The organism is Thiocapsa marina 5811 (genome assembly GCF_000223985.1).
GTDB lineage: Bacteria > Pseudomonadota > Gammaproteobacteria > Chromatiales > Chromatiaceae > Thiocapsa > Thiocapsa marina.
The window spans coordinates 228,364-251,691 of record NZ_AFWV01000005.1 but is presented as its reverse complement, the minus strand read 5'-3'; the positions used below and the strand labels follow the sequence as shown (position 1 = coordinate 251,691).

The window sequence follows — 23,328 nt, the reverse complement described above, 5'->3', positions numbered from 1 at the left end:
ATGCCTTCACTGTTCGACCCGATCCAGATGGGCGATCTCGCCCTGCCCAACCGAATCGTCATGGCACCGCTGACGCGCAACCGAGCCGTCGGTCTAAAACCGGGCGAGTTGGCGGTCACCTACTACCGGCAGCGCGCAACCGCCGGTCTGATCATCACCGAAGCGACCCAAATCAGCCCACTGGGACAGGGCTATCTGGATACGCCCGGCATCTACGGCGCCGAGCAGGTGGCCGCCTGGCGCAAGGTCACGGATGCGGTGCACGCCGCGGGCGGGCTGATCGTCATGCAACTCTGGCACGTCGGACGCATCTCCCATACCTCTCTGTTGCCGGAGGGCGAGGTGCCCGTCTCGTCGACGAACCGCCGGCCCAATGCCATGACGTTTGCGCCCGAGGGATTCGTCGAGGTCTCCGAACCTCGCGCGCTGCGCGACGAGGAGATCCCCGGGCTGATCCAGGACTACCGTCGCGCCGCCAAGCACGCACGCGCCGCCGGGTTCGACGGGGTCGAAGTCCACGCCGCCAACAACTACCTGCTCGAACAGTTCCTGCGAGACACCGTCAACGACCGCGCAGGCCCCTATGGAGGCAGCATCGCCAACCGCGCGCGTCTAGTCGTCGACGTCATGAAGGCCGTGGCCGACGAGATCGGCGCCGGGCGCACCGGTATCCGCCTCAGCCCGATGACCACGTTCAACGACACCCCGCGCGACAGCGATCCACAAGCGCTCTACAACCATCTCGTCGATCGACTGTCCGCGCTCGGATTGGCCTATGTGCACGTCATCCAGGGTGAGACCGGCGGCCCCCGCGAACCCGAAGACGCCGAACGCCCGTTCGACTACGATGCCCTGCACGACCGATTCAAGGGCTGCTGGATGATCAACAACGGCTACGGGAAGGATGATGCAGAAGAGGCCCTCGCGGCGGGTCGGGCCGACCTCGTGGCCTTCGGCCGCCCCTTTATCGGCAACCCCGACCTGGTTCGCCGATTGCGCGAGAACGCACCGCTCAACGCGCTGCAGGAAGACAAGCTGTACGGGGGCGGCGCGGAGGGCTATACCGACTACCCCGCGTTGAGCGATCTTTAAGTCATGACGCGAGAGACCGGCGACCGACATCGATCGTCGCCGCTCTTCAAACGCCCGGACGGGTATTGTCTCGATCTTCGCCCGTGTGCCGCCGGACCTGCGCCGGGAGGAGCGCATCGTCGACCTCGCAGCCCCTGGCCAACGCGCGACGGACCATCAAGGAAAGCCTCGGCGCTTTCATCGAGATTTGGCATCCATAGTACCCTCGGCCGATTCAGGGGCATGGAATCATCGAGATTCACAGGACGCCTTCGATCCTCAGCAGCGTGTCGCCGTCCGGCCCTTGCAGCCAGGCGCAGACGCGTTGTCGATCGAGCACGCGATAGGCGGCGGCGACGCTCGTCCAGGGCAGCCCCAGCGTCCAGCCGGCACCCGCGAGTGTCAAGTGTCCAGCTTGGTCGCCTTTGGCAGCCCCGGCGAGGTCGAGCGCTGCGAGGGTCGCACCGGATGCGGCCGAGGACGACAGGTGCAGGGTCGCCCCGGGCCACCCGAGCGCCTCGTCGAGCAATGCCTCGGCGCTGGGTTCTCGCACCACCATCGGGCTCGTGCCGCCGCCCTCCCTGAGCGTCTCCAAGACCTGCGTTGGGTTGGCGCCCAAAGCGGCGACCGCCTGTTGAACGCCCTTCTCGGTCGCAAGTGCCGTCAGGGCGCTGCGCCAACCATCCAGCCCAGTGCTCAGAGAGACCCGCGGTGACTCGCCGGGGCGTGGTTGACCGTCGGCGATGTCGTATTTGTGCCCGTAGCCCCGCGGCGTCAGCATGATGCCGGCCTGCACGCGGCTGCTGCGATTACCGAGGATGACGGCGCTGTTCATGCCGATGTCCCGATCCAGCATGTCCGCCAGGGTGGTCAGATCGACCGACTGATGCGGGCGGTAGGCGGCGTGCACGATGGCGACCGGGGTGTTCGGGCGACGATGGCGCAGAAAGATGGTCCGTGCCTCGCGAATCTGATCCGGGCGTCGACTGCTCTTCGGGTTATAGAAAACCGTGACGAAGTCGGCCCGCGCCGCCGCCTCCAGACGCGCGGCGATAACCGTCCAGGGGGTGAGCATGTCCGAGAGCGAGATGGCGCAGAAGTCGTGGGTCAAGGGCGCCCCGACCAGCGAGGCACAGGCGCTGGCGGCGGTGATGCCGGGCACCACCTCCACCACGATCCCGGAATCGGGCGTCCAGCCTTGGGCGAGGAGCGCCTCGTAGAGCGGACCGGCCATGCCGAAGACGCCGACGTCGCCGGAAGACACCAGGGCCACCACGCGCCCCCGGCGCGCCAAGGCCACCGCCTCGTTGCATCGGTCGATTTCCTCGGCCATGCCGCGCTCGATGACCTCTTTACCTTCGAGCAGGTGTGCGATCAGGCGCAAATAGGTCCGGTACCCGATCGCGACATCGGCGGCGGCGATCGCGGCCCGCGCGCGGGCCGTCATCTGGTCGATGTCGCCCGGGCCCAGCCCGACCAGGAAGATTTTGCCTGGCTCGGGGCTCGCCTGCGTGGCGTTGGACTTGGCTGATGGCATGGCTGAGGGCTGGGTTAAGGGTGTCGTCGAAGATTCGGGCGCTCGTTCACGCTCGCGGTCAGGGGCGTATTCCGGATGGTATCGGGGATCGCATGCGGGACGGCCTCCAGGGTTGCGATCAGCTCGGCCGCGGTGCGTGGCGGTTGTCCGTCGGTCCAGGGATAGGTCCGGCGCAGCGCTTTCGCCAACTGCAGAACCAGAGGCATCGCCAGTCCGGCAGCAGCCAGAACATCCGAATCCCCGAGAAGCTCAGCCGGCTCGCCCTGGTGCAGCAGCCGGCCCTCGACGAGGATGGCCACCTCGTCCGCCCAGGCGTAGGCGAGATCGACGTCATGCGTGGCAAAGACCAGGGTGGTGCCCCGCGCCCGGCACTGCTCCAGGGCCTGGAGCAGTCGGGCGACGCCCTGCCCGTCCAGTCCGGCATCGGGCTCGTCGAGGATCAGCACCTCCGGGGCCATGGCCAGCACACCGGCGATGGCCGCGCGCTTTTTCTGCCCGAAGCTCAAGAGATGGGTTGGCCGGTCCGCCAGGTGGCCGATCCCCAAAGCATCCAGTGCATCCAGCACACATGCGCGTGCCCGGGTTTCGTCCAGTCCCTGATTCAGCGGGCCGAAGGACACGTCCTGGTAAACGGTGGCGGAGAAGAGTTGATCATCCGGCTCCTGCAGAACCAGCCCGACCCGACTGCGCCAATCGGTGAGTGCTCGGCGCCCGTAGGTGGCGGGCCGACCGTTCAGACGCAGCTCGCCGGCGCGCGGTTTGAAGGTGCCGTTCAGATGCAGCAGGAGTGTGGTCTTGCCGCAGCCGTTGGCGCCCAGCAGAGCCAGTCGTCGCCCGCGCGCGATCCGTAGGTCCAGACCCTGTAGGGCGACAGCCCCGCCGGGATAGTCGTAGCAGAGACCGCGTGCGTCCAGAATCGGTGTGGTCACGCCAGAACCTGCGACAGGGACAGACCCCCGACCCCGACCGCGAGGAGGGTTGCGCCTGCCGTCGCCAGCCGCCTCGGCGAGAGCGCGCGCGGTCGGCTCAGCACCCTCAACTCGCCCTCGAAGCCGCGGGCGGCGAGCCCGATCTCCAAGCGACGCGCCCGCGCCAGCGAGCGACTCAAGAGCGCGGCCGTGAGCAGACCCAGCGAGCGGACGCTGCGACCGAAGCTCGTGTAGCCGAGCCGTGCCTCCTGGGCCTCACGGCCGGCCGTCGCTCGCGCGGCCACGACGAACAGCAACCGATACATCAGCAGCGCAATCTCCAGGACCGCCTGAGGCACCCCGACCCGACGCAGCCAAGGGATGAGCTCGGATGCCGGCGTGGTGAGAGACAGGCCAACGAGACAGGACATCGCCGCGAGCGAGCGTAGCCCGACCTCCAGCGCCATCCGGGCGCCCTCCGCCGAGACGACGAGGGAAGGCGCCCCGTCAAGGTCCAGTGAAAGCACGATAAACGGCAGCCCCGCCAGCAGAAAGCCGGCGGGGACGGCAAGCGCGCGGATAAATGCCGAGACGGGCACTCCCGCGCCCAAGACGGTGGCTGCCGTCATGGTTATGAGCACCAGCGGAGCTGTGGATACGGGCGGCAGGACCAAGGTCAGAATCAGCAGTCCCCCGGCAAGCAGCATCCGCTCCCCCGGATGATGACTGCTCCAACGATTGGTCCAGGCAAACCGATCAATCGGGAGCATCGGTCGCCGCCGATTGCGGATGATCGTCAAGCTCTCTTCGGCGCGTGCCGCGCAAGGCTGGTGACCCGGAAAGCGACTGCCCGCGGCGCAGCCCCAGATAGTAGCCCAGCAACCCGGCACCCAGGGCGGCCTGCAAGGCGAATAGAAGTGATTCGATCTCACCGCTCGGCGGTTTCCAGAGCGGCTCGAACCAGGGCTGATAGTCCGGATGGGTCTGCGTGACGGCATCTTGCGCTTGGCCGTCGGCCCCGGCGAACGGTTCGGCGAGCCCGCCGGTCACCGGCAGGATCAGGGGGAGCAGGACCAGGGCGAGAACAAGACCGAGCAAAGTCAGGTTGATCCGGGTCATCGCGCGGCCTCCCCGGCCGTGTCCAGCCGATGCTCGAATCCGACCCCGTCCAGATCCTCGCCGCTATAGCGAACCAGGAGATTGACCACGACGACGGTCAGCAGTCCCTCGATCACGGCCAGCGGAATCTGGGTCAAGGCGAAGATCCCGCCGAACTTGGTAATCGCCCCCGCATAGCCGCTGGCCGGGTCGGGGAAGGCCAGTGCGAGTTGGCCTGTCGTCACGGTATAGGTCGCCAGATCACCCAGCATCGCCGCCAGGAACACGGCGATGCCGAGCCCCATGGGGCGGGCGACCCGGAAGCAGCCATAGGCGACCCAGGGCCCGACGATCGCCATCGAAAAGATATTGGCGCCCAGTGTGGTCAGCCCGCCATGGGCGAGCAGCAGGGCCTGAAACAGCAGCACGATGGCTCCGAGCACCGCCATCACGGAGGGGCCGAACAGGATGGCTCCCAAACCGGTCCCGGTGGGGTGGGAGCAGCTTCCGGTCACCGACGGCAGTTTCAGTGCCGAGAGGACGAAAGCAAAAGCGCCGGCGCTCGCCAGCAGCAGCTTAGCCTGGGGTTGCTCGCGAGTGATCCGGGCGATCCGGCGGGCGCCGATCACCAGGAAGGGCGCAGCGACGACGGTCCAGGCGGCGGCATGGAGGGGAGGCAGGAAACCTTCCATGATGTGCATGCGTGATTCTCCCTCTGAGGCGCGGGGTCATGGCGGAGAGACGCATCAGAGGGCAGGCCGGTAGGATCATGGCCGCTCGAGATTCCCGAGGAGACGGGGTCTCGCCACCGGAACACCCCGTCCGGTTGAACGATTGGACTCTCGGTGACGGCAGGTCTCCTGGCTCGCAGGTCGTTGTTCTCGCGCGCCTTCCCGGTCGCGTTGGGCAACCAGTGGCATCGTTTGCGCAGAGGACTCGCTGCTGACAGTTGCGGGGGCAGCCATGGCTTCGCACCATGTTCCCTTTTAATCCCGCCGGGCATCGCGCCAGACGGGAACCGGCACCGTTGAGCTGCCAGAATAGATCCACCCGAACCCCGGGGTCAAACCCATCGATCGTTCAGGGTCATCGAACCCACGGACCGCCGTCGCAACGGTGCGCGGCACGGGGCGCTCACGGCAGAAACAATGCGGCGGCAGCCGCAGGGCAAGACGGAAAGTACAGATGGACATAGCTCGCGTGGATCGGACCATGCCGGTAGACGGCCTCGCCGGGTCTGCCGTCTGGATGATGCACGCCGCGCGCGACCGGTTCGAGCGGCGTTTCCAACGCCGAATGGTGGAAGCTGTGGCCGCGCAGCCGGCCCTGCGGTTGATCCACCGACTGCATGCCGAGGCCGACCAGGCGCCGTTGCATGCGCGCCTGACCGGGCAGGAGCCCCGTCATCGGCGCCGCCCGGCCGTCGCGGTCGGCGAGCTTCTCGAGCAGGTACAGCAGCCCCCCGCATTCGGCATAGAGCGGACGACCCGCGCGGACATGGGCGTGCAGGGCCGCGCGGGTGGCGGTGTTGGCCGCAAGCGTCGACAGGTAGAGCTCCGGATAGCCGCCGGGCAGATAGACGGCGTCGGCCTCCACCGTCTCGTTGGCCAAGGGCGAGAATTCGCGCAGCTCGGCGCCCATCGCCCGAAGCAGCGACAGATTGTCCGGATAGACGAACGAAAAGGCGGCATCCCGAGCGACCGCGATGCGCCGCCCTGCCAGGGTACGAGGCGGCACCGGTTCCTCGGTCGGCGGGGCGAAGTGGACCGGCGCCGGCAGGCGTGCCAGCTCGGTGTCGGCGATCATCCGCGCGGCGACCTCCAGGCGCGTGTCGAGATCCGCAATCTCGGTGGCTTGCAAAAGACCCAGATGACGGCTCGGGATCGCCGCCGCGTCGGTGCGCGGCACGGCACCCAAAAACGGGATTGACGCCGGCATGGATGCGCGCAGCATCTCGACATGTCGTGCGCCGCCCACCCGGTTGGCGAGCACCCCCGCCATGCGCAAACCCGGTCGGTAGCTCGCCAACCCCAGGGCCAGGGCGCCGAAGGTCTGCGCCATGGCGCCGGCGTCCAAAATCACCGCCACCGGCACGGCGAAGGTCTCCGCCAAGTCGGCGCCGCTCGGCGTGCCGTCGAACAGCCCCATAACGCCTTCGATCAGAATCAGATCGGATTCCCCGGCCGCGGCGTAGAGCTTGGCGCGGCAAGCCTCGGCGCCGACCATCCACAGATCGAGCGGTGCCGCGGCAGCGCCCGCCGCCCGGCCGAGGATCATCGGGTCGAGAAAATCCGGCCCGGTCTTGAACACCCGCACCCGCCGACCTTGGTTGGCATGATGGCGGGCGAGCCCGGCAGCGAGCGTGGTCTTGCCCTGTCCGGACGCCGAGGCGGCGAGAAAGAGTGCGGGGCACGACTGGATTGCGCTCATGTGTGGTGCACCCTTGGTGGCTCGAGCGAATGCTGTATAGACTAGGCGGCCGGCGCGGGGGTCCCCCGCTCCGATGAGTCTACCGTCTTGCTCGTCCGAGCGCGTCGATGTCGTCGGCGGGTGCGCGGAGCGACGCCGGACCGATACCCATTTTTTGTCGGCGGGAGCCCAGAGTCTTGCAGATCAGTCAGTCCGAGCGCGATGCGGTTTATAAAGCTATCTTTGCCCGTCGCGACGTGCGCGGTGAGTTCCTGCCCGACCCCATCCCGGACGAGGTTCTGCAGCGTATTCTAACGGCCGCACACCATGCCCCGAGCGTCGGTTTCATGCAGCCCTGGGACTTCATTCTAGTGCGCGACCCGGCCGTGAAACGCCGCATCAAGGACGGCTTCGAGACCGCTCACCGCGAGGCAGCCGCGCTGTTCGAGGGCGATCGCCGCGAGCGCTACCGGCAACTCAAGCTGGAAGGTATCCTGGAGTCGCCCGTCGGCATCTGCATCACTTGCGACCGAGCGCGCACGGGACCCGTCGTCATCGGGCGGACCGCCAACCCGGAGATGGACCTCTACAGCTCCGTGTGTGCGGTCCAGAATCTGTGGCTCGCCGCCCGCGCTGAAAACCTGGGCGTTGGCTGGGTCAGCATTGTCCACCGCGAGGTCTTGCACGAGGCTCTGGGTATCCCCGCGCAGATCGTTCCCGTCGCGTACCTCTGCGTGGGCTACGTCAGCGTCTTTCACGACCGCCCGGAGCTCGAATCGGCGGGATGGCTGCCACGTCTGGATCTGCGGACCCTGATCCACCACGACGTCTGGGGATCCGGTGTCTGATTCCACGGGCAAGGTCTGGTTTGTCGGTGCGGGCCCGGGCGCGGCCGATCTCGTCACGGTGCGTGGCAGCAGGCTGTTGAGCGAGGCCGGCGCCGTGCTCTATGCCGGCTCGCTGGTATCCCGCGCGGCGCTGGAATGGACCCGCGCAGGCTGCGAGATCGCCGACTCGGCCGGGATGAGTCTGACCGAGATCACGCACTGGCTGAGCACCCGCGCCGCCCGTCATGCCACGGTTGTCCGGCTCCAGACCGGCGACCCGACACTCTACGGCGCGCTCGCCGAGATGGCGCGCCCGCTGGATCGCGCCGGCATCCAGGTCGGGATCGTCCCCGGGGTCTCCTCCGCCATGGCCTCGGCCGCTGCGGCAGGCGAGACACTGACGTTGCCGCAGGTCACCCAAACCGTGATCCTCACCCGGCTCGAAGGACGCACCCCGATGCCGGCGGGTGAATCGCTGGCGTCGCTCGCTGCGCACGGATGCAGTCTTTGCGTTTTCCTCTCGATCGACCGCATCGCCGAGGTGGTCACCGCGCTGCGCACGGCCGGTTGGTCGCCCTCCGCGCCCATTGCCGTGGTGGAAAAGGCCACCTGGCCCGGCGAGGAGCGGGTGCTGCGCGGCCGGCTTGACGACATCGCCGAGCGCTGCGTCGGCGCCGGCATCCGCCGTCAGGCGATGATCCTGGCCAGTCCGGCACTCGGCGCCCGCGAACGCAACGAGGCCGAGGTCTCGCGGCTCTACGACGCAGACTTTTCACACGGCTTCCGCCCACACCGAGAACATTCATCCCATGACACATGATGTGGTTCTATTGGCCGCCCACGGCGCCCGCGATCCCGGCAGCGAGGGCAACCAGGAGGTCGAGGCGTTCGCCGCCCTCTGGGCCGAGCGCCATCCCGAGATCAAGGTACTGGTGTGCTGGATCGAGCATGCCCCGATCCTGCTCGACGATGGCCTGGATCAAGCGGCAACCTTGGCGAGCGGCGGCGCTCGCGTGCTGGTTCTGCCCTTGATCCTGAACGCCGCCGGTCATGTGAAGGGCGATATCCCGCAGGCACTCGCTGCCGCCCGTGAACGGCACCCGACCGTGGAGTTTCGCTGCGCCCGGCATCTGGGCACCACCGATCATCTGCTCAAGGCACTGCGTCTGCGCCTGCACCAGGCGATGGTCGAGCTGAACATGCCGGACCCGCACACCACAGGCGTGGTTCTGCTGGCGCGCGGGGCCTCGGACATCGAATCCACCGGCGAGGTGGCGAAGATGGCGCACTGGCTCTACGAAACCACCGACCACGCGCTGGTCATGCCGGCCTTCACCGGTATCTGCTTCCCGCGTCTGGAGCAGGTGGTGCAGCGCCTGGATCGGTTGGGCATGAGCCAGATCATCGTGCTGCCGTACTACCTCTTCACCGGCCGGCTCATCAAGCGCATCGGCGAGCAGGTGGCGCGTCTGCGCACCCAGTATCCGACCCGAATCATCGCACGCGCGGGCTATATCGGCGCCCACGAGCACTTGATGGCGCTGCTGGATCAGCGGCTCCTCGAATGCCGGGACGGCCTCGCGCTGCTGCCCTGCGACGGCTGCGCCCATGCACCGGCGGCGGATCATGACCACCGGCACTGAGGCGAACGGCGGGGCGCTGCTGACCGCAAGCGGCGCGCTCATCGAGCAGACCTCCTTTGCGACCATCGACGCCGAAGCGGCTCCGCATGCCTACGATCCGGACCAGTGGACCCTGGTGCGCCGTCTGATCCATGCCAGCGGGGACTTCGACTTCAACGGCCTGACCTGCTTTCATCCGCGCGCCGTCGCCGCCGGGATCGCCGCCTTGGAGGGCGGTTCCCCCATCCTCTGCGATGTCGAGATGATCCGGGCCGGGCTGTCGCGCACCCGCATGGCCGAATTCGGCCTGGCGGCGCATCAGCTCATCGACCGGCCCGAGGTGATCGCCGCGGCGCGCGCACAGGGCACCACGCGCGCAGTCCAAGCGATCCGGTTTGCCCGGCGCGAGGGGCTTCTCGACGGCGCCGTCGTGGGCGTCGGCAATGCGCCGACGGCGCTCCTGGAGCTGATTCGGCTGATCCGTGAGGAGGACGCCCGACCGGCCCTGATTCTCGGGATGCCGGTGGGTTTCGTCTCGGCTGCCGAATCCAAGGCGGCCCTGGCCACGCTCGATGCGGTGCCCTGGATCCTGGTCTCGGGTCGCAAGGGCGGCTCGACCCTGGTGGTGGCGGCCCTGCATGCCTTGATGATCCTTGCCGCGGCGCGACGGTCGGAACATGCCTAGGGCGGATCCCCGGCGGAGCCCTCGTCCTCTTGTGCGGCCGTCCGTGGCGGGGTCCGGGGTTGCTCGCCCCGCGCATCCACGCTAGGCATCACGCGATGCCCGACGCGCCGGCACAGCCCTCGCCGCAACCGCAAGCCGCCGACCCGCCGGACGGCGCGTCCGCTCAACGCCGCGGCAAGCGCGGCAACCGCAGCGGCTGGTCCACCGGGGCCTGCGCCGCCGCGGCGGCGACTGCCGCCGCGCAAGGGCTCGCGACCGGGGCGGTCCCGCAGCAGATCACGATTCTCCTCCCGGAAGGACGCCGGCCGGTCTTTCCGGTCGCCGAGTCGTCCCTTGTCGACGGGGTCGCCCACGCGGTCGTCGTCAAGGACGCCGGGGATGATCCGGATGTGACCAACGGCGCGCGCATCGCCGTGCAGGTGCGCACCCTGCCCGACGCGGCCGGCACGGTCCGGCTCCTCGGCGGCGTCGGGATCGGTCGGGTGACCCGCGCCGGACTCGGGCTGCCGGTGGGCGAGGCGGCCATCAACCCCGGTCCGCGGGCCTACATCGAGTCGAACCTGCGCGCCGCCGCACCCGCGCTGCTGAGCCGCGTCGGTCTGGAAGCAACCCTGTCCATCGCCGATGGCGAGATCCTGGCCCGCCGCACCCTGAACGCCCGCCTCGGCATCCTCGGCGGGCTGTCGATCCTCGGTACCACCGGGGTCGTCTACCCTTATTCCACCGCCTCCTTCAAGGCGACGGTGCGGCAGGGTGTCCAGGTTGCCGTTGCTCAGGGTGAACGGGCCGTCTGTTTTACGACCGGCCGCCGCACCGAGCGCTACTGTATGGAGACCTTACCGGACCTGCACGAGGTCTGTTTCGTTCAGATGGGCGACTTTGTCGGCGCGGCTCTTGATGCCGCGCGGGATGCCGCCCGGCAGGGCAGGCTCGACCGGGTCCTGGTCGGCGGGATGGCCGGCAAGCTCGCCAAGATGGCGCAGGGGTTGCGCGTGACTCATGCCCGCAAGGCGCCGATCGATATGGCCCGGTTGGCCGAGCTGGCTGCGCACTGCGGTGCGACCCGGGACTTGTGCCGGCGCATCCAAGAGGGCGATACCGCCCGCTGGGTGGCCGAGCTGGCCGCCGAGGCCGGCCTGTCCGCGCGCTTTCATCAGGCACTGGTCGAGGCCGCGGCACGGGCGTTGGCGAGGGGTCTGGCCGCCGGAACGGCGCTCGAGGTCATCGCCTTCTCGCCCGAGGGCGCGCTGTTGTCACGCACGGAGACGCAGGTTGGCTGAGCCTTTGACGTCTCCTCCGTCCGGTCGTGATTCCGATGAGCCGGCGTCGCTCTGCTGGCTGATCGGCGTGCTCGACGACGGTCCGGCGGGTTTGAGCGCCGAGGCGCGGGAGCGTCTCGGTCGCGCCCGCCGGGTCATCGGCGGTGCGCGTCTGCTGGCAGTGTGCGATTCCCTGCTCGATCCCGCGTCGGAGCGGCTGGATCTCACCGGGCAGGTCAACCGAGTCCCGGTCTGGGTCGCCGAATCGTTGAGCGCCGATGTCCCCGTCGCCGTGCTCGCGACAGGGGATCCACTCTGCTTCGGTATCGGCGGGCTGCTGGCTGCTCGGCTGCCGGCGGGGCGACTGCGGGTGCTGCCCAATCCGAGCACCCTGCAGCTCGCCTGCGCCCGATTCCTGTTGCCCTGGCAGGGCGCGCGCTGGGTTTCCGTCCATCATCGCGACAGCGGGGACTGGGTTTGCGGCAGTGCGCCCGACCATGGACTCTACGCCTTGGCGCAGGCGCTGAGCGGTTCAACCGGGTCCGGCGATCTGGTCGGCGTGCTCACCAGTCCGGCGAACGGTCCCGATCGGATCTGCCGGCTGCTCCTGGCCGAAGGGCTCGACGACGCCTTCGATCTCTGCGTGGCCGAGCGCCTCATGCAGCCCGGCGAGCGACTGATCTCGGGCATTCCGGCGGCGGATCTCGCGAGCGCGCGCTTTGCCGAGCCCAACGTCGTGCTGCTGCGTCGTCGCCTCCCCGCTGCCGCACTCCCCCTCTTCGGGCTGCCGGACGCGCTGTTTGATCAGCGCGCACCGGAGCGAGGGCTCATCACCAAGCGCGAGGTCCGCGCCGTCGCACTCGCCCTGCTGGAGCTCACCCCGTCAGACCGGGTGTGGGATATCGGCGCCGGCTCAGGCAGTCTGGGTCTGGAGGCCGCACGGCTCTGTCCGTGCGGCCATGTCCATGCCATCGAGAAGAACGCCGCGGACTTGGCTCTAATCGAGACCAATCGGCGTCGCCTGGGTGTCGCCAACTACAGCGTGCGCGCAGGCCTCGCCCCGATGGATATTGCCGACTGGCCCGACCCGGACGCCGTCTTCGTCGGCGGCAGCGGCGGCCAACTAACCGGGATCCTGCATGACGCCCTGCGGCGATTACGCCCGGGCGGGCGACTGGTCCTGTCCTTCGTGCTGTTGGAGAACCTGTCCGTGGCCATGGCTCTGCTCGGCCGTTGCGGCGCGGACTGGTCGATGACGCAGATCCAGGCCGCCCGCAGCCGTCCCCTAGCCGGCGGGCACCGACTCCAGCCAGAGAACCCGGTCTGGTTGATCCAGGTCCGGGCCGGTCGGGGGGCGACTCGACTCGGCTCGGATCCTGACCCGCAACCCACCTTCGGATGACCATGACGGACCCATCGCAGCAGCCCGGTACACCCTCCCCCATGGGCCAGCTCATCGGCGCCTCGCTCGGCCCTGGCGACCCCGGACTCATCACGCGCGCGGCCTGGTCGGCGCTCGTCTCCACAGACTGCTGGGCCTGGCCGAGCGACCGCGCGGGATCGAGCTATGCGCTGGCGATCGCCGAGCGCGCGGGCCTAAGTGCGCCCGCGCAGGGGATGGCCCTGCATTTCCCGATGACGCGGGATGCGGCCGATCTGGCCCGCGCCTGGTCGATCGCGGCGGCGCAGGTCGCCGAGCGTCTGGCGAGCGGGAGCGATGTGGTCTTCCTGGTCGAAGGCGATGCGTCGACCTATTCCACCTTCGGCCATCTGGCCCGCGCCGTCCGTGCCCACGATCCGCGGATCCAGGTTCGAGTCATCCCGGGCGTGTCCTCCTTCAATGCCGCCGCCGCAACCGCGGGTCAGGCCCTGGCCGATGGCGAGGAGCCGCTCGCGGTCTTCTCGGCGCCCGAGGCGATGCGCGACCTGGACGGGCTGCTCGGGCGTTTCGATGCACTCGTGCTGCTCAAGGTGCGGCCTGTGCTGGATGCCTTGATCGACGCTCTGGCCGATCGCGGTCTGCTCGGCGCGGCCTGCTTCATCGAACGTGTCGGCACACCGGACGAGCGTCTGGTCCGCGACCTCGCCACGCTGCGGGGACAGCCGATCCATTACCTGTCTCTGGTGTTGATCCGACAGGACCGGGGGCGCGGCCTGGGACAATCGCCGGTTTCCGAGCCGGCTGCGGCGCCGCGCAAACCGATGCCCCGTACCGGAACCACCCTGGTTGCCTTCACGCGCGCCGGAGTCGAGCTGGCGCAACGGCTGGCGCAAGAGGTACCTGACCTGATCGAGATCCTGGTTCCACCGCGGTTGCGCCCCCCGCCGGAGCGCCCGCTCGGGATGCGCTGCGTTGCCGGCGAGGATCCCGTCTCGGCCTGGATCCCGAGCTTGTTTCAGCAACGCCGCGCGCTCGTCTTCATCGGCTCGGCCGGCGCGGCACTGCGGCTCTGTGCACCACTGGTGCGCGACAAACGCTCGGACCCGGCGGTGCTGGCCATCGACGAGGCCGGCCGCTTTGTGATCCCGCTGTTCGGAGGTCATCTCGCCGGGGCCAATGCGCTGGCGAGTGCCTTGGCAGCCGCACTCGGTGCGACCCCCGTGCTGACCACCGCCTCCGACGTTCAAGGCACCATCGCCGTCGATATCCTGGGCCGCGAGCTGGGGTGGCAGGTGGATGCCGATCCCGACACACTCAAGCGCGCCGCGGCCTGCGTCGTCAACGGCGAGCCCGTGGTGGTGATCGGCGCCGACCGCGACGGAACCTGGTGGCCGGCTGACCGCCCGCTGCCTGCCAATCTGCGCTGCGTCGAGCGCCCGGAGCAGGCCGGGAACGCCTGCGCCTATCTGTGGATCTCTCGTGACGGAGCCGACGCAGGGCAACGGGCCCGGTTGGGCGACTGCGTGGTGGTTTACCGACCGACCGCATCGGCCCGCGGATGATCGAGGTCGCGCTCGGAATCGGCTGCGACCGGGGCGCCGCTCCGGCAACGCTGAAGGCTGCACTCGACCAGGCAACGGCCGGACTCGGCCCCCTACAGATCTGCTGCATTGCCAGCATCGACCGCAAGGGCGACGAGCCGGCGATCCTGGCGCTCGCCGACGCACTGCGCGTCCCGTTCAGACTCTTTACGGCCGAGGCGCTCTCCGGGGTTTCGGTTCCGAACCCGTCTCGGACGGTGCAGCGGATCATGGGCACCCCGTCCGTCTCGGAGGCCGCAGCGCTCCTGGCCAGTGGCGCATCCGCGCTGCTTCTTCCCAAGTATCGCTATCGTGGCGCGGATGGTAAGCATGCTACGGTCGCACTCGCACTCTGGATCCGTTGACTCCGTGACATCGGGGCCAGAGACCGGAGCTGGGGCGCAGGTGTCGCCTCACTGCGCCGGACGACTGGCAGATCCCCGGCTCGAGAGACGATTGGGTCCAAGCAAAATCGAACGAGGTCTATATGCCGCTGTACCGCGAGACCACGTCGGAGCGGCTCGGGCAGCCGCAAGCCGATAGGAATTGATGTGAACCAGCAGTCCGAATCTTCCGGTCGAGGCGTCGGCGAAGCGGATGCCTCGTCCGATCACGAGCACTTCATGCGGAGCGCCATCGCATTGGCCCGTCGGGGTGCGACAGCGGGCGACGGCGGGCCATTCGGTGCCGTGATCGTGCGTGCCGGGCGCATCATCGGGGAGGGCTGGAACCGGGTTATCGCCACCGGGGATCCGACCGCGCATGGCGAGATGGTCGCGATCCGCGATGCGTGCGGGCGGATCGGGAACATCAGCCTGCAGGGGTGCGTGCTCTACACCAGCGGCCAGCCCTGTCCGATGTGTCTCGGCGCGATCTACTGGGCGCGGATCGAGCGCGTGTTCTACGGGTTCGGTATTCGGGATGCGGCGCGCATCGGCTTCGATGACCATTTCATCTACGAGCAGCTGGCAAGGCCCGCGGAGCAGCGTGCGATCCCCGAGATTCCACTGCTGCGGGCGGAGGCGTTGGAGGTCCTCGAAGCCTTCGCCGCCGATCCCGGGCGGGTGCGTTACTGAGGTTTGCGTTCTGCACGGACCAGTTGAACGGATCGCTCGATAAGACATCGAAGAGCGTTGCCGATACGGCGGGAAGCGATGAGGCGAGCGTCATAGTCAGCCTATCGTCAGCGCGCATCGGATATCTTGACCCGAACCCGATTCAACCGAGGAAACACCCGATGAAGAATCCAAGCATCCCGGCCATGACCTTGGCCTTCTCCGCCCTCGTCTTTTCGCTCGGCGTCCTGGCCGACGACGACTTCTACGGCATCGTCGACGGTCGACCCTTGGACGGCGCTGTCGGTGATTGGGTCATCGGCGGACGGACCTTTCCAGCGACCAACGCGACCAAGATCGACACCGACGACGGTCCGCTCGACATAGGCGTCTGCGCCTCCGTGGACACGGAAGGCCAGCGCGTCGAGGAGATCGAGAGCGAGCCTGCGCAGACGTGCGCGTGAGCGAATCGGAATTGATGGCGAGGACGTCGGCATGATCGACGCGAAGCGTGTGCTCGATGAACTGGTCGGCAGCGGTGCGCCGGGGTTGGCCAGTCGCGTGATCGGCTCTCGGCCCTCGGCGGGGGCACTGCTGCCCTGCAACGTCGTGGTCCGGCAGGTGTCGCCGTCACGCACGCCGTTGATTTCATGGACCCGGTTCCCGTGCTCGCCTTGGTCGAAGACGCGGTGGCCGATCAGGTGGCCGCCGAGGCGCATGCCATTCTGGAGCGGGTCGCAACGGCGCTGCAAACGTGACGCGCACGACCGCAAGCCTTCCCGTCCGCTCGTCATGATGCCCCGTTCCGAGGGGACTCAGCGTCGCGGTGCAGCGCTTGCAAGCGCGATCGCCTCGACGAGCCGCGTGCGGCGGACGCCGGGCGGAGCCCGCTCGTCTCGGGGGTGCGTGACGGCGACCTCCACGAGCAGGCCGGACGACTCGGTCAGTGCGGCCAATGGCGGCGGCGCCGGATCGGACGGGGTATTGCCGGCTGCGTGCAGAATGCGGCTGATGAGTTGGATGTGGCGAGGTGCGGTGATCCGGCTCATGGGCGACGTGAGGGCCTCGGTTCGTGAATGCAGCTTTGTGACACGAACGCCTGATGGCCGGTGCGACCGCGAAGCCGGGAAGGCGTTGTCACGGAACAGGCAACATAGCGTAAGCAGGCCACGCTTTTCCAGCGACGTCGACCCGGGGCGGCGTCGGGCCGAGTTCGTGAGCGCGTCGGGCCGGATCGCCCTGGCCTCCGGAGCGCATCGACCTGAATGCACCCGCCTCTGCGCCGGGCCTCGGCGTGACAGATCGAGGCCGCCGTCGCGCGGGGTCACTCCTCGAAGTGATCCGGCCACTGCCGGGCACGGTGATAGACACGCAGGATTTGCAGCTGATCGCCGCTGACCTGGTAGGAAGCGATGTAGGCGGTTCCGGGGATGACCAGCTCGCGCGTGCCCGGAACGCGGCCGGGCCTGCCGATGTGCGGGGTGTCCTCGAGGTCCGTGATGCGGCTGCGAAGTCGTTTCAGGAGCGGGCGTGCCGCGTCCGGGTTGTCGCTTGCCATGTGGAGAACGATCTTCAGAAGGTCGTCGCGCGTCTCTGGCGAGACGACGATTTTCATGGCTCACGCGTGTGGGCTGTCTGCTCGATCAGCGCGTCCATGTCCTCCATCACCGCCTCGAACGGGATGCCTTCCCCGCGATCAAGCGAGGCTTGTGCCTGTTTGATTCCCTCGAGCTGCCAGGATTGGGCCTGGATGTACTGCCTGAGTGCCTCCTCGATCACCCAGTTTCGGGACCGATCCATGGCCTGCGCGAGGAAGGCGATTTGCGCGGCGATTTCCGGGTCGGTGCGCACGGTGATGGTGCTGCCGGCCATATGGGAACCTCATGTGTTTGCATTGCACTATTTTGCAAGCATTGCATGGGGTAACGCAGAGTCACAAGCAAACGCGACGAATCAGGCGTCTTGCCCCACCTCGCCGCGGCCTTTCCGGATATCCCGATTCATTGCTTCGCGCTGTCGCTCACCGTCAGCCGGGGCGAAATCGCGTCGCGCTTGGACCCCGTCGCGGATCGAATCACCTCTCGTCAAGGTCACCTGCATCGCGACCCCTAAAGCCCGGGCGTTTCGGCTTGATTCGACAATCCCCGCATGCGCTATCATGACCGGCCTCTTGTACCGCTCAGGCCATTCGTCATGCCTCGATCCGAGTTTGTCGACCCCGCCTTGAGCGCGGCGCGGATTCATCCACTGCGCCCGGCAAGCCGATGATCGTCCACGCCTGCACCCTCGCTCCGCTCCCCTGCCCGCTCCCTCTCTTCGGCGCGCGCATTCCGGCCGGCTTCCCCTCGCCTGCGGACGACGATCTGGAAGGCACCATCGATCTGAACGAGCAGTTGATCCGGCATCCGGCCGCAACCTTCTTCCTGCGGGTGCAGGGGGATTCCATGACCGGTGCGGGGATCCGCGACGGCGATCTGCTGGTGGTGGACCGCTCGCGCGAGGCCAAGTCCGGGTCGATCGTGGTGGCGGCTGTCGACGGCGAGCTGACCTTGAAGCGCCTGAAGATCGAGGGTGAACGTGTCTGGCTGGTGCCCGAGCATCCGGACTATGCGCCGCTGGAGATCCAGGGCGAGATGGGGCTGGTGGTCTGGGGCGTGGTCGCCCATGTCGTGCATTCGTTCTGACCCGCGCACGAGTGCGACAATCAGTGTCGCGGGGTACTGCTAGTCTCGTGCCTTTGCCGGGAGATCACGCATGACATCCTTTGCGACCCGTTTCGACGCCGCCCTCTGCCTGGCCGCGCAGGCCCACCAGGGACAGGTGCGCAAGGGCACGGCCAACGCCTCGGGGCTGGCGCTGCCCTACATTACCCATCCGGTGGCGGTAGCCACGCTGGTGCAGCGTCACGGCGGGGACGCCGAGCAGATCATCGCCGCGCTGCTGCACGATGTGCTGGAGGATGGCGGCCCCCACTGGGCCGAGCCGATCGCGGCGCAGTTCGGTCCCGAGGTGCTGGCGCTGGTGCGCTTCTGTACCGACGGAATGCCGGACGACTCGGGTCACAAGGCCCCCTGGGGCGAGCGCAAGGAGGCGTATCTGGCACATCTGGCGCAAGCCACGGGGCCGGGGCTGCTGGTATCGGCCTGCGACAAGCTCGCCAATCTGCAAGCGATTCACCTGGACCGCGTTGAATGCGGCGCGATGGTCTGGTCGCGCTTCAGCGCAGGGCTTGAGGGTACGCGCTGGTACTACAAGGAACTGGTCGCGACCTTCGCCGGACGCGTGCCGGCGGCGCTCGACCAGGCGCTGAAGCGCGAATGGCAGGCAGTGGATGCCCTCGCCGCCGGGGATGGCCCGTGAGGCGCCGGTCATGTTCGCCCTGGTGGACTGCAACAACTTCTACGCCTCCTGCGAGCGGCTCTTCCGCCCGTGCCTGGAGGGGCGCCCGGTGGTGGTGCTCTCCAACAACGACGGCTGCGTGGTGGCGCGCAGCAACGAGGCCAAGGCGCTCGGCATCCCGATGGGGGCGCCTTACTTCAAGTACGCCGAGGTCCTGCGCCGGGCCGATGCGGCGGTTTTTTCCTCGAACTATGCCCTCTACGGGGATCTGTCGCGGCGGGTGATGCAGGTGCTGGCGGGGTTCGCCCCGCGCATCGAGGTCTATTCGATCGACGAGTGCTTTCTGGACCTGACCGGGGTCCGGGAACCGACCGCCCTGGGTCTGGATATCGCCCGCACCGTGCGGCGCTGGACCGGCATCCCGGTGGCTGTGGGGATCGCTCCGACCAAGACGCTCGCGAAGCTCGCCAATCGGCTGGCCAAGAAGGGTCAGGGTCCGGCCGGGCCGGTGCTCGATTGGTCGACGCTGCCGGACCCCGACGCCGTGCTGGCCGCAGTTCCGGTGGAGGATCTTTGGGGCATCGCTGCGCGCTCCGGGGCGCGCAGCGCGCGCTCGGCATCGCCGATGCCCTGGCGTTGCGCGAGGCGCAGCCGCAGCGGTTGCGCGCCTCCTTCGGCGTGGTGGTTGAGCGCATCGCCCGGGAGCTGCGCGGGCAAGCCTGTTTGACGCTGGAGGAGGTGGCGCCGCCGCGCCGGCAGGTCATGGTCTCGCGCAGCTTCGGTGCCGCGGTGACTGAGCCGGCCGAGCTGCGGGCGGCGGTGACGGCCTTCGCGAGCCGGGCCGGGGAGAAGCTGCGGGCGCAGGGACTCGCCGCCCAGGCGCTGACGGTGTTCGTGCAGACCAATCCCTTCGACACGGGCCGGGCGTTCTACGCCAACGCCGTGACCGTGGGTTTCCCCGTGCCGACGCAGGACAGCACGGCGCTGGTGCGGGCCGCGACCCGCGGGGTCGACCGGCTGTTCCGAGCAGGCGATGCCTATCGCAAGGCCGGGGTGCTGTTGCCGGATGTGGTCCCGGACGGGCAAGCGCCGGCGGATCTGTTCGCCGAGGTCGGAGAGGACGACCGTGCACGACGCCGCATGGCGGTGCTGGATGCGGTGAACCGCAAATACGGGCGCGAGACCCTGCGGTTCGCGGGTCAACTGTCCGGGTCCGGCTGGCGGCGACGCTCGGAGCGCGGCTCCGGGGTCTCCACGACGCGCTGGGCGGGGTTGGCGACGGTGCGCGCGGGGTGATGCCGGCGCGACGTGCGAGGACGAACACATGGGATACTGAGGGACGATCATGCGCGTCATCTACTTGGCGGGACCGCTCTTCACCGAAGCCGAACGCGACTGGCACCGCAAGACGAAACACCGCCTGCTCGAGCAGGCGTCCCGACGGGGCGAGCCCGTCGAGATCATCTGGCCCTATGAGCTGATCACGCCCGAGGAGATCGCCGCTTTGGGGGCCGAGGCACGCGCGGAGATCTTCCTGCGCTGCAAGGTCGGGCTCGACCGTGCCCATGTCCTGATCGCCCTGCTCGACGGCACCCAGGTCGACGACGGGACCGCATGGGAGATCGGATACTTCTTCGCGACCAAGGCGGCGGATGCGAAGATCGTCGGGATCCGCACCGACTTCCGTCGCGCGGGCGAATCCGAGCATGCGATCGTCAACGCCATGGTCGAGATGGCGTGCGACGTCATCGTGAACACGCAAGCGGAGATGCACGCGGCGGTGCTCGGGTCCGACCCTGTTCTCGATATCGGCGCAGAGGTGGGCGAATCAGCCGCGATCGGGCGCGCATGATCGCGGTTCTGCGGCTAAACTCAGCGAATACACGCTCATAGCCCGGAGATCGCGATGGACGATGTGTTGCAACCGATTCGTAGACAGCTGCGTCCCACCTGGCACCCCGAGTCGGAGCCGTTCGACCCGGACGAGGAGCCCGCCGTCGCGCTGCCGCTGCTCGGTCTGGTGAGCGCCGGTCAACCGGTGGTCGCGGTCGAGGAGCGCGAGACCCTGATGGTCCCTGCCCGTCTGGTGAAGCGGCACGCGGCCGGGCGCAGTTTTGCGCTGTACGTGCGCGGGGAGTCCATGACCGACGACGGCATCGACACGGGCGATCTGGTGGTCGTGGAGCAACGCCCGACGGCGGAGAACGGCGAGACGGTGGTGGCCCGGATCGACGGTTACGGGGTCACCCTCAAGCGCTTTTACCGGGAGCTCGACGGGATTCGGCTGCAGCCGGCGAACGAGGCCATGGACCCGTTGGTGTTCGTCGAGGACGAGGTGGAGATCCTCGGGGTCGTGTCGGGGGTGGTGCGGGCGGGGTGAGCGTGGTCGCCGCGGAATCTGGCTTGAACGGTTCCGGCACCCGATGTAGTGTCAGCCGCGTGAGAGCGTTCGAATCAGAGCCGTTCGTAAGGAGAGACTGGATGTCGCTCGGACAGCAGCACGGATTTGCCTTGATCGAACTCATGATCGTCGTCGCCGTCATCGGCATCCTGGCGGCGATCGCATTGCCGCAGTACGAGGACTATGTGTCGCGTGCCAAGATCACCGAGGCGCTGACGGCCCTCGGGCCGCTCAAGATGGAGACGACACTCTATTATACGAATCATGGGTATTTTCCGCATAAAGGTGGAGCTGGAGATGCGGCACTCAACGAGCTCGGGCTTGAAAAAACGAGCATCCAGTCTCGATACGTGGAAGGTGTAAACATTGCTTATGCCGGTCCCTATGCCGCACAAATCGGGGGGTTCGTCGGAACCGCGAAAGATTCGATCAGCTTGATCATCAAGCTGAACCCAACGACATTCCCGAAGCGCTACAACATGAAGTCATGGCAATACAACCAGATCACTCTCGTGGGTGTGGCCAAAACCGGCGGTATCTATCAATGGTATTGCGGCCCGCGCGACGCAGCATTCGGGGTTCCGTCGATGATCTTGCCTGCGACGTGCCGGGACTTCAGTTGGTGATGAGCATCTACTGAACGAGCAATCCGGCTATGCAGGTCCTATCTCGTTAGGCTTGGCCGAGGCGGGGGCAAGCGCTGACGTGTGCCTCGTCGGTAAGCTCGGGTGCATCGCGAATGATCTTGCCGATGCGCACATCCAGAATCGTTGGCGTTTCGATGATTACGCGTCGACCGTCACGGCGTCGGGTCCGTTCCTCGTCAGTGCGGGCATATGGCTTCGTCGGATACCGCCACGATCAGCGCCGGTCCCTCGTTGTGCACGTTTCCGACCGCCTGCGTGACCGGGTGAATCGCGAGCCGTGCGTCCGGACAGGGGCCGAGCAGGTCGGTCAGCGCATCCGCCTTGGTCGCCGGATCGAGCCAGCGGGCCACGGCCTCGGGTGCGAGAATCACCGGCATACGATCGTGCAGCGCCCGCACCGGATCGTTGGCTGCGGTGGTGACGATGGTGAAGCTGTCGATGCTCTCCCCGTCGCCGGGTCGTGTCCAGCGCTCCCAAAGCCCGGCAAAGGCCAGTAGCGTGCCGTCGGAGGCGTGGATGTAATAGGGTTGCTTGCCGTCCGGGCGCTTGGACCATTCGTAGAAGCCGTCGGCCGGGACGATGCAGCGGCGTTTGCGCAAGGCCGAGCGGAACGACGGCTTCTCGGCCAGGGTCTCGGCGCGGGCGTTGATCAGCCGGTTGGCGATCGTCTCGTCTTTCGCCCAGCTCGGGAGCAGGCCCCAGCGCAGCATCTGCACGACCCGTTCTCCGCTCGGGCGCTGGCGGATGACCGGCAACCATTGCATCGGGGCGGCGTTGTAGCGTGGGCCGACGTCCGCGCTGTCGAGGGTCGCGCCGAAGATCTCGGCGATGTCCCCGGGCGAGGTGAACTGGGCGTAGCGTCCGCACACGGATGTATCTCCCTGCGGGTCTGTCTTCGGTTGCTTGCACGCCGACGGGACGACGCATCGATCCTCGCGGAAGCCGCGCGCCCGGTCAATCGTGATCCGCGATCGACGTCTGTCCTTTCAGCATCTCGTAACGACCACAGGCGTCGGCCTTGAGGCGACGTTGCTCGGCGGTGTTCTCCCCGAGCACCGCGACGCGCGCGAGCGAGCAGGCTTCGCGTGCGCTTCGCAGGGCGTCGGGTTCGCTCGGAGCTGACCATTCGATGGCGGCGATCGTTGGTTGATAGGACACCGCGGCGTTGCAGTACATCGTCTTCAGCTTGGCGTTGGACCAGTGGTCCGTCGGGTTGTTGTTCAGACGTCCGCAGGCCTCCCGGAACCAGTTCCGAGCCGCCTCGGTGCAGCCCGAATAGCGTGTGAGGTCCTGTCGGAGGTCGGCGCAGACGGTGTCATCCAGGATCTTCCACAGGCGATGCTGAAAGGTGATGGAATACCCTTCATGCTCCACGACGTGAGCTTGCACATCGTAATTGTTTTGGGCCTGCATCGAGTCGGTCACGGTCGTGGAAAAGGTGTTGAGATAGGCCGCGAAGGCGGCGGAAAGCGGATCCATCGGCTTCTCCGTGTTGGATGGTCGGGGTGC

29 protein-coding genes, 1 pseudogene and 1 riboswitch are annotated in these 23,328 nt (G+C 67.8%); of the genes and pseudogenes, 19 read left to right on the top strand and 11 right to left on the bottom strand.

The features are described from left to right. Positions 1-1,092: an alkene reductase gene (locus THIMADRAFT_RS08915; RefSeq protein ID WP_007192686.1), complete on the top strand. Its 1,092-nt coding sequence runs from the start codon at positions 1-3 to the stop codon at positions 1,090-1,092. 238 nt (positions 1,093-1,330) lie between these two features. Here the strand turns inward: THIMADRAFT_RS08915 and cobJ are convergent, their stop codons facing one another. The 6 genes from cobJ to THIMADRAFT_RS08885 form a co-directional block, all read right to left on the bottom strand. Continuing rightward, entirely contained in the window at positions 1,331-2,608 is a 1,278-nt protein-coding gene (gene cobJ, locus THIMADRAFT_RS25605) for a precorrin-3B C(17)-methyltransferase (protein WP_007192685.1), read from the bottom strand. Between the two features lie 14 nt (positions 2,609-2,622). After that, positions 2,623-3,537, bottom strand: coding sequence for an energy-coupling factor ABC transporter ATP-binding protein (locus tag THIMADRAFT_RS08905; RefSeq protein ID WP_007192684.1), 915 nt, complete (start codon positions 3,535-3,537; stop codon positions 2,623-2,625). Further along, complete coding sequence (gene cbiQ / locus THIMADRAFT_RS08900; RefSeq protein WP_007192683.1) at positions 3,534-4,286, bottom strand: cobalt ECF transporter T component CbiQ; 753 nt, start codon at positions 4,284-4,286, stop codon at positions 3,534-3,536. Before cbiQ ends, THIMADRAFT_RS08905 begins: the two co-directional genes overlap by 4 nt. Further along, on the bottom strand, positions 4,273-4,635 hold the full coding sequence (locus tag THIMADRAFT_RS08895; protein WP_007192682.1) for an energy-coupling factor ABC transporter substrate-binding protein: 363 nt from the start codon (positions 4,633-4,635) through the stop codon (positions 4,273-4,275). The genes cbiQ and THIMADRAFT_RS08895 overlap by 14 nt, the downstream gene beginning before the upstream one ends. Beyond that, positions 4,632-5,315, bottom strand: coding sequence for an energy-coupling factor ABC transporter permease (locus THIMADRAFT_RS08890; RefSeq protein ID WP_007192681.1), 684 nt, complete (start codon positions 5,313-5,315; stop codon positions 4,632-4,634). The genes THIMADRAFT_RS08895 and THIMADRAFT_RS08890 overlap by 4 nt, the downstream gene beginning before the upstream one ends. 132 nt (positions 5,316-5,447) lie before the next feature. Next, positions 5,448-5,652, bottom strand: a riboswitch (cobalamin riboswitch). 96 nt (positions 5,653-5,748) lie between these two features. Further along, positions 5,749-7,044 carry a cobyrinate a,c-diamide synthase gene (locus THIMADRAFT_RS08885; protein ID WP_007192680.1) on the bottom strand — a complete coding sequence of 432 codons (1,296 nt, stop codon included), beginning with the start codon at positions 7,042-7,044 and terminating at the stop codon, positions 5,749-5,751. Positions 7,045-7,220: 176 nt separating this feature from the next. Between THIMADRAFT_RS08885 and bluB the strand changes: the two genes are divergently transcribed. The 11 genes and pseudogenes from bluB to THIMADRAFT_RS27860 all read left to right on the top strand — a co-directional run. Further along, positions 7,221-7,871 carry a 5,6-dimethylbenzimidazole synthase gene (bluB, locus tag THIMADRAFT_RS08880; RefSeq protein WP_040730479.1) on the top strand — a complete coding sequence of 217 codons (651 nt, stop codon included), beginning with the start codon at positions 7,221-7,223 and terminating at the stop codon, positions 7,869-7,871. Next, entirely contained in the window at positions 7,864-8,670 is an 807-nt protein-coding gene (gene cobM / locus THIMADRAFT_RS08875) for a precorrin-4 C(11)-methyltransferase (RefSeq protein ID WP_007192678.1), read from the top strand. The genes bluB and cobM overlap by 8 nt, the downstream gene beginning before the upstream one ends. After that, the gene (locus THIMADRAFT_RS08870) at positions 8,660-9,493 is read left to right on the top strand and encodes a sirohydrochlorin chelatase (protein ID WP_007192677.1); all 834 of its coding nucleotides are present in this window, start codon (positions 8,660-8,662) and stop codon (positions 9,491-9,493) included. Before cobM ends, THIMADRAFT_RS08870 begins: the two co-directional genes overlap by 11 nt. Further along, the gene (locus THIMADRAFT_RS08865) at positions 9,477-10,157 is read left to right on the top strand and encodes a precorrin-8X methylmutase (protein WP_007192676.1); all 681 of its coding nucleotides are present in this window, start codon (positions 9,477-9,479) and stop codon (positions 10,155-10,157) included. Before THIMADRAFT_RS08870 ends, THIMADRAFT_RS08865 begins: the two co-directional genes overlap by 17 nt. Positions 10,158-10,252: 95 nt before the next feature. After that, on the top strand, positions 10,253-11,437 hold the full coding sequence (locus tag THIMADRAFT_RS08860; protein WP_007192675.1) for a cobalt-precorrin-5B (C(1))-methyltransferase: 1,185 nt from the start codon (positions 10,253-10,255) through the stop codon (positions 11,435-11,437). Then, entirely contained in the window at positions 11,430-12,818 is a 1,389-nt protein-coding gene (locus THIMADRAFT_RS08855) for a bifunctional cobalt-precorrin-7 (C(5))-methyltransferase/cobalt-precorrin-6B (C(15))-methyltransferase (RefSeq protein ID WP_007192674.1), read from the top strand. The genes THIMADRAFT_RS08860 and THIMADRAFT_RS08855 overlap by 8 nt, the downstream gene beginning before the upstream one ends. A 2-nt stretch (positions 12,819-12,820) precedes the next feature. After that, positions 12,821-14,359: a precorrin-2 C(20)-methyltransferase gene (cobI, locus tag THIMADRAFT_RS25600; protein ID WP_007192673.1), complete on the top strand. Its 1,539-nt coding sequence runs from the start codon at positions 12,821-12,823 to the stop codon at positions 14,357-14,359. Then, complete coding sequence (locus tag THIMADRAFT_RS08845; RefSeq protein ID WP_007192672.1) at positions 14,356-14,742, top strand: cobalamin biosynthesis protein; 387 nt, start codon at positions 14,356-14,358, stop codon at positions 14,740-14,742. Before cobI ends, THIMADRAFT_RS08845 begins: the two co-directional genes overlap by 4 nt. Before the next feature lie 186 nt (positions 14,743-14,928). Then, positions 14,929-15,453 carry a nucleoside deaminase gene (locus THIMADRAFT_RS08840; RefSeq protein WP_083829250.1) on the top strand — a complete coding sequence of 175 codons (525 nt, stop codon included), beginning with the start codon at positions 14,929-14,931 and terminating at the stop codon, positions 15,451-15,453. A gap of 161 nt (positions 15,454-15,614) precedes the next feature. Beyond that, positions 15,615-15,896, top strand: a complete 282-nt coding sequence (locus THIMADRAFT_RS08835; protein WP_007192670.1) for a hypothetical protein — start codon at positions 15,615-15,617, stop codon at positions 15,894-15,896. A 31-nt stretch (positions 15,897-15,927) separates the two neighbouring features. Continuing rightward, positions 15,928-16,020: pseudogene (locus tag THIMADRAFT_RS27860) on the top strand (hypothetical protein); the annotation flags it as partial. 227 nt (positions 16,021-16,247) lie between these two features. On the opposite strand, the gene THIMADRAFT_RS08830 reads toward THIMADRAFT_RS27860, so the two are convergent. From THIMADRAFT_RS08830 to THIMADRAFT_RS08820, 3 genes are all read right to left on the bottom strand, one after another. After that, positions 16,248-16,481: a hypothetical protein gene (locus tag THIMADRAFT_RS08830; RefSeq protein ID WP_040730475.1), complete on the bottom strand. Its 234-nt coding sequence runs from the start codon at positions 16,479-16,481 to the stop codon at positions 16,248-16,250. 275 nt (positions 16,482-16,756) lie between these two features. Continuing rightward, complete coding sequence (locus THIMADRAFT_RS08825; protein ID WP_007192668.1) at positions 16,757-17,047, bottom strand: type II toxin-antitoxin system RelE/ParE family toxin; 291 nt, start codon at positions 17,045-17,047, stop codon at positions 16,757-16,759. Beyond that, on the bottom strand, positions 17,044-17,304 hold the full coding sequence (locus THIMADRAFT_RS08820; protein WP_007192667.1) for a CopG family ribbon-helix-helix protein: 261 nt from the start codon (positions 17,302-17,304) through the stop codon (positions 17,044-17,046). The genes THIMADRAFT_RS08825 and THIMADRAFT_RS08820 overlap by 4 nt, the downstream gene beginning before the upstream one ends. A gap of 392 nt (positions 17,305-17,696) precedes the next feature. Between THIMADRAFT_RS08820 and THIMADRAFT_RS08815 the strand changes: the two genes are divergently transcribed. The 7 genes from THIMADRAFT_RS08815 to THIMADRAFT_RS24630 all read left to right on the top strand — a co-directional run bounded on the left by THIMADRAFT_RS08815 (position 17,697) and on the right by THIMADRAFT_RS24630 (position 21,798). After that, positions 17,697-18,116, top strand: coding sequence for a LexA family protein (locus THIMADRAFT_RS08815; RefSeq protein ID WP_007192665.1), 420 nt, complete (start codon positions 17,697-17,699; stop codon positions 18,114-18,116). Positions 18,117-18,186: 70 nt separating this feature from the next. Further along, on the top strand, positions 18,187-18,792 hold the full coding sequence (locus THIMADRAFT_RS08810; protein WP_007192664.1) for an HD domain-containing protein: 606 nt from the start codon (positions 18,187-18,189) through the stop codon (positions 18,790-18,792). A gap of 10 nt (positions 18,793-18,802) precedes the next feature. Continuing rightward, complete coding sequence (locus THIMADRAFT_RS25590; RefSeq protein WP_007192663.1) at positions 18,803-19,498, top strand: Y-family DNA polymerase; 696 nt, start codon at positions 18,803-18,805, stop codon at positions 19,496-19,498. Then, on the top strand, positions 19,432-20,067 hold the full coding sequence (locus tag THIMADRAFT_RS25585; RefSeq protein ID WP_233490213.1) for a DinB/UmuC family translesion DNA polymerase: 636 nt from the start codon (positions 19,432-19,434) through the stop codon (positions 20,065-20,067). Before THIMADRAFT_RS25590 ends, THIMADRAFT_RS25585 begins: the two co-directional genes overlap by 67 nt. 49 nt (positions 20,068-20,116) lie before the next feature. Next, the gene (locus THIMADRAFT_RS08800) at positions 20,117-20,623 is read left to right on the top strand and encodes a nucleoside 2-deoxyribosyltransferase (RefSeq protein WP_007192661.1); all 507 of its coding nucleotides are present in this window, start codon (positions 20,117-20,119) and stop codon (positions 20,621-20,623) included. Positions 20,624-20,677: 54 nt separating this feature from the next. Next, positions 20,678-21,151, top strand: a complete 474-nt coding sequence (locus tag THIMADRAFT_RS08795) for a LexA family protein (RefSeq protein ID WP_007192660.1) — start codon at positions 20,678-20,680, stop codon at positions 21,149-21,151. A 101-nt stretch (positions 21,152-21,252) separates the two neighbouring features. Continuing rightward, complete coding sequence (locus THIMADRAFT_RS24630) at positions 21,253-21,798, top strand: pilin (protein ID WP_007192659.1); 546 nt, start codon at positions 21,253-21,255, stop codon at positions 21,796-21,798. A gap of 197 nt (positions 21,799-21,995) precedes the next feature. On the opposite strand, the gene THIMADRAFT_RS08785 is transcribed toward THIMADRAFT_RS24630, so the two are convergent. Together THIMADRAFT_RS08785 and THIMADRAFT_RS08780 are read right to left on the bottom strand one after the other, a co-directional pair. Further along, positions 21,996-22,688: an SOS response-associated peptidase gene (locus tag THIMADRAFT_RS08785; RefSeq protein WP_007192658.1), complete on the bottom strand. Its 693-nt coding sequence runs from the start codon at positions 22,686-22,688 to the stop codon at positions 21,996-21,998. A gap of 85 nt (positions 22,689-22,773) precedes the next feature. After that, complete coding sequence (locus THIMADRAFT_RS08780) at positions 22,774-23,298, bottom strand: hypothetical protein (RefSeq protein WP_007192657.1); 525 nt, start codon at positions 23,296-23,298, stop codon at positions 22,774-22,776. Positions 23,299-23,328: the final 30 nt, after the last annotated feature.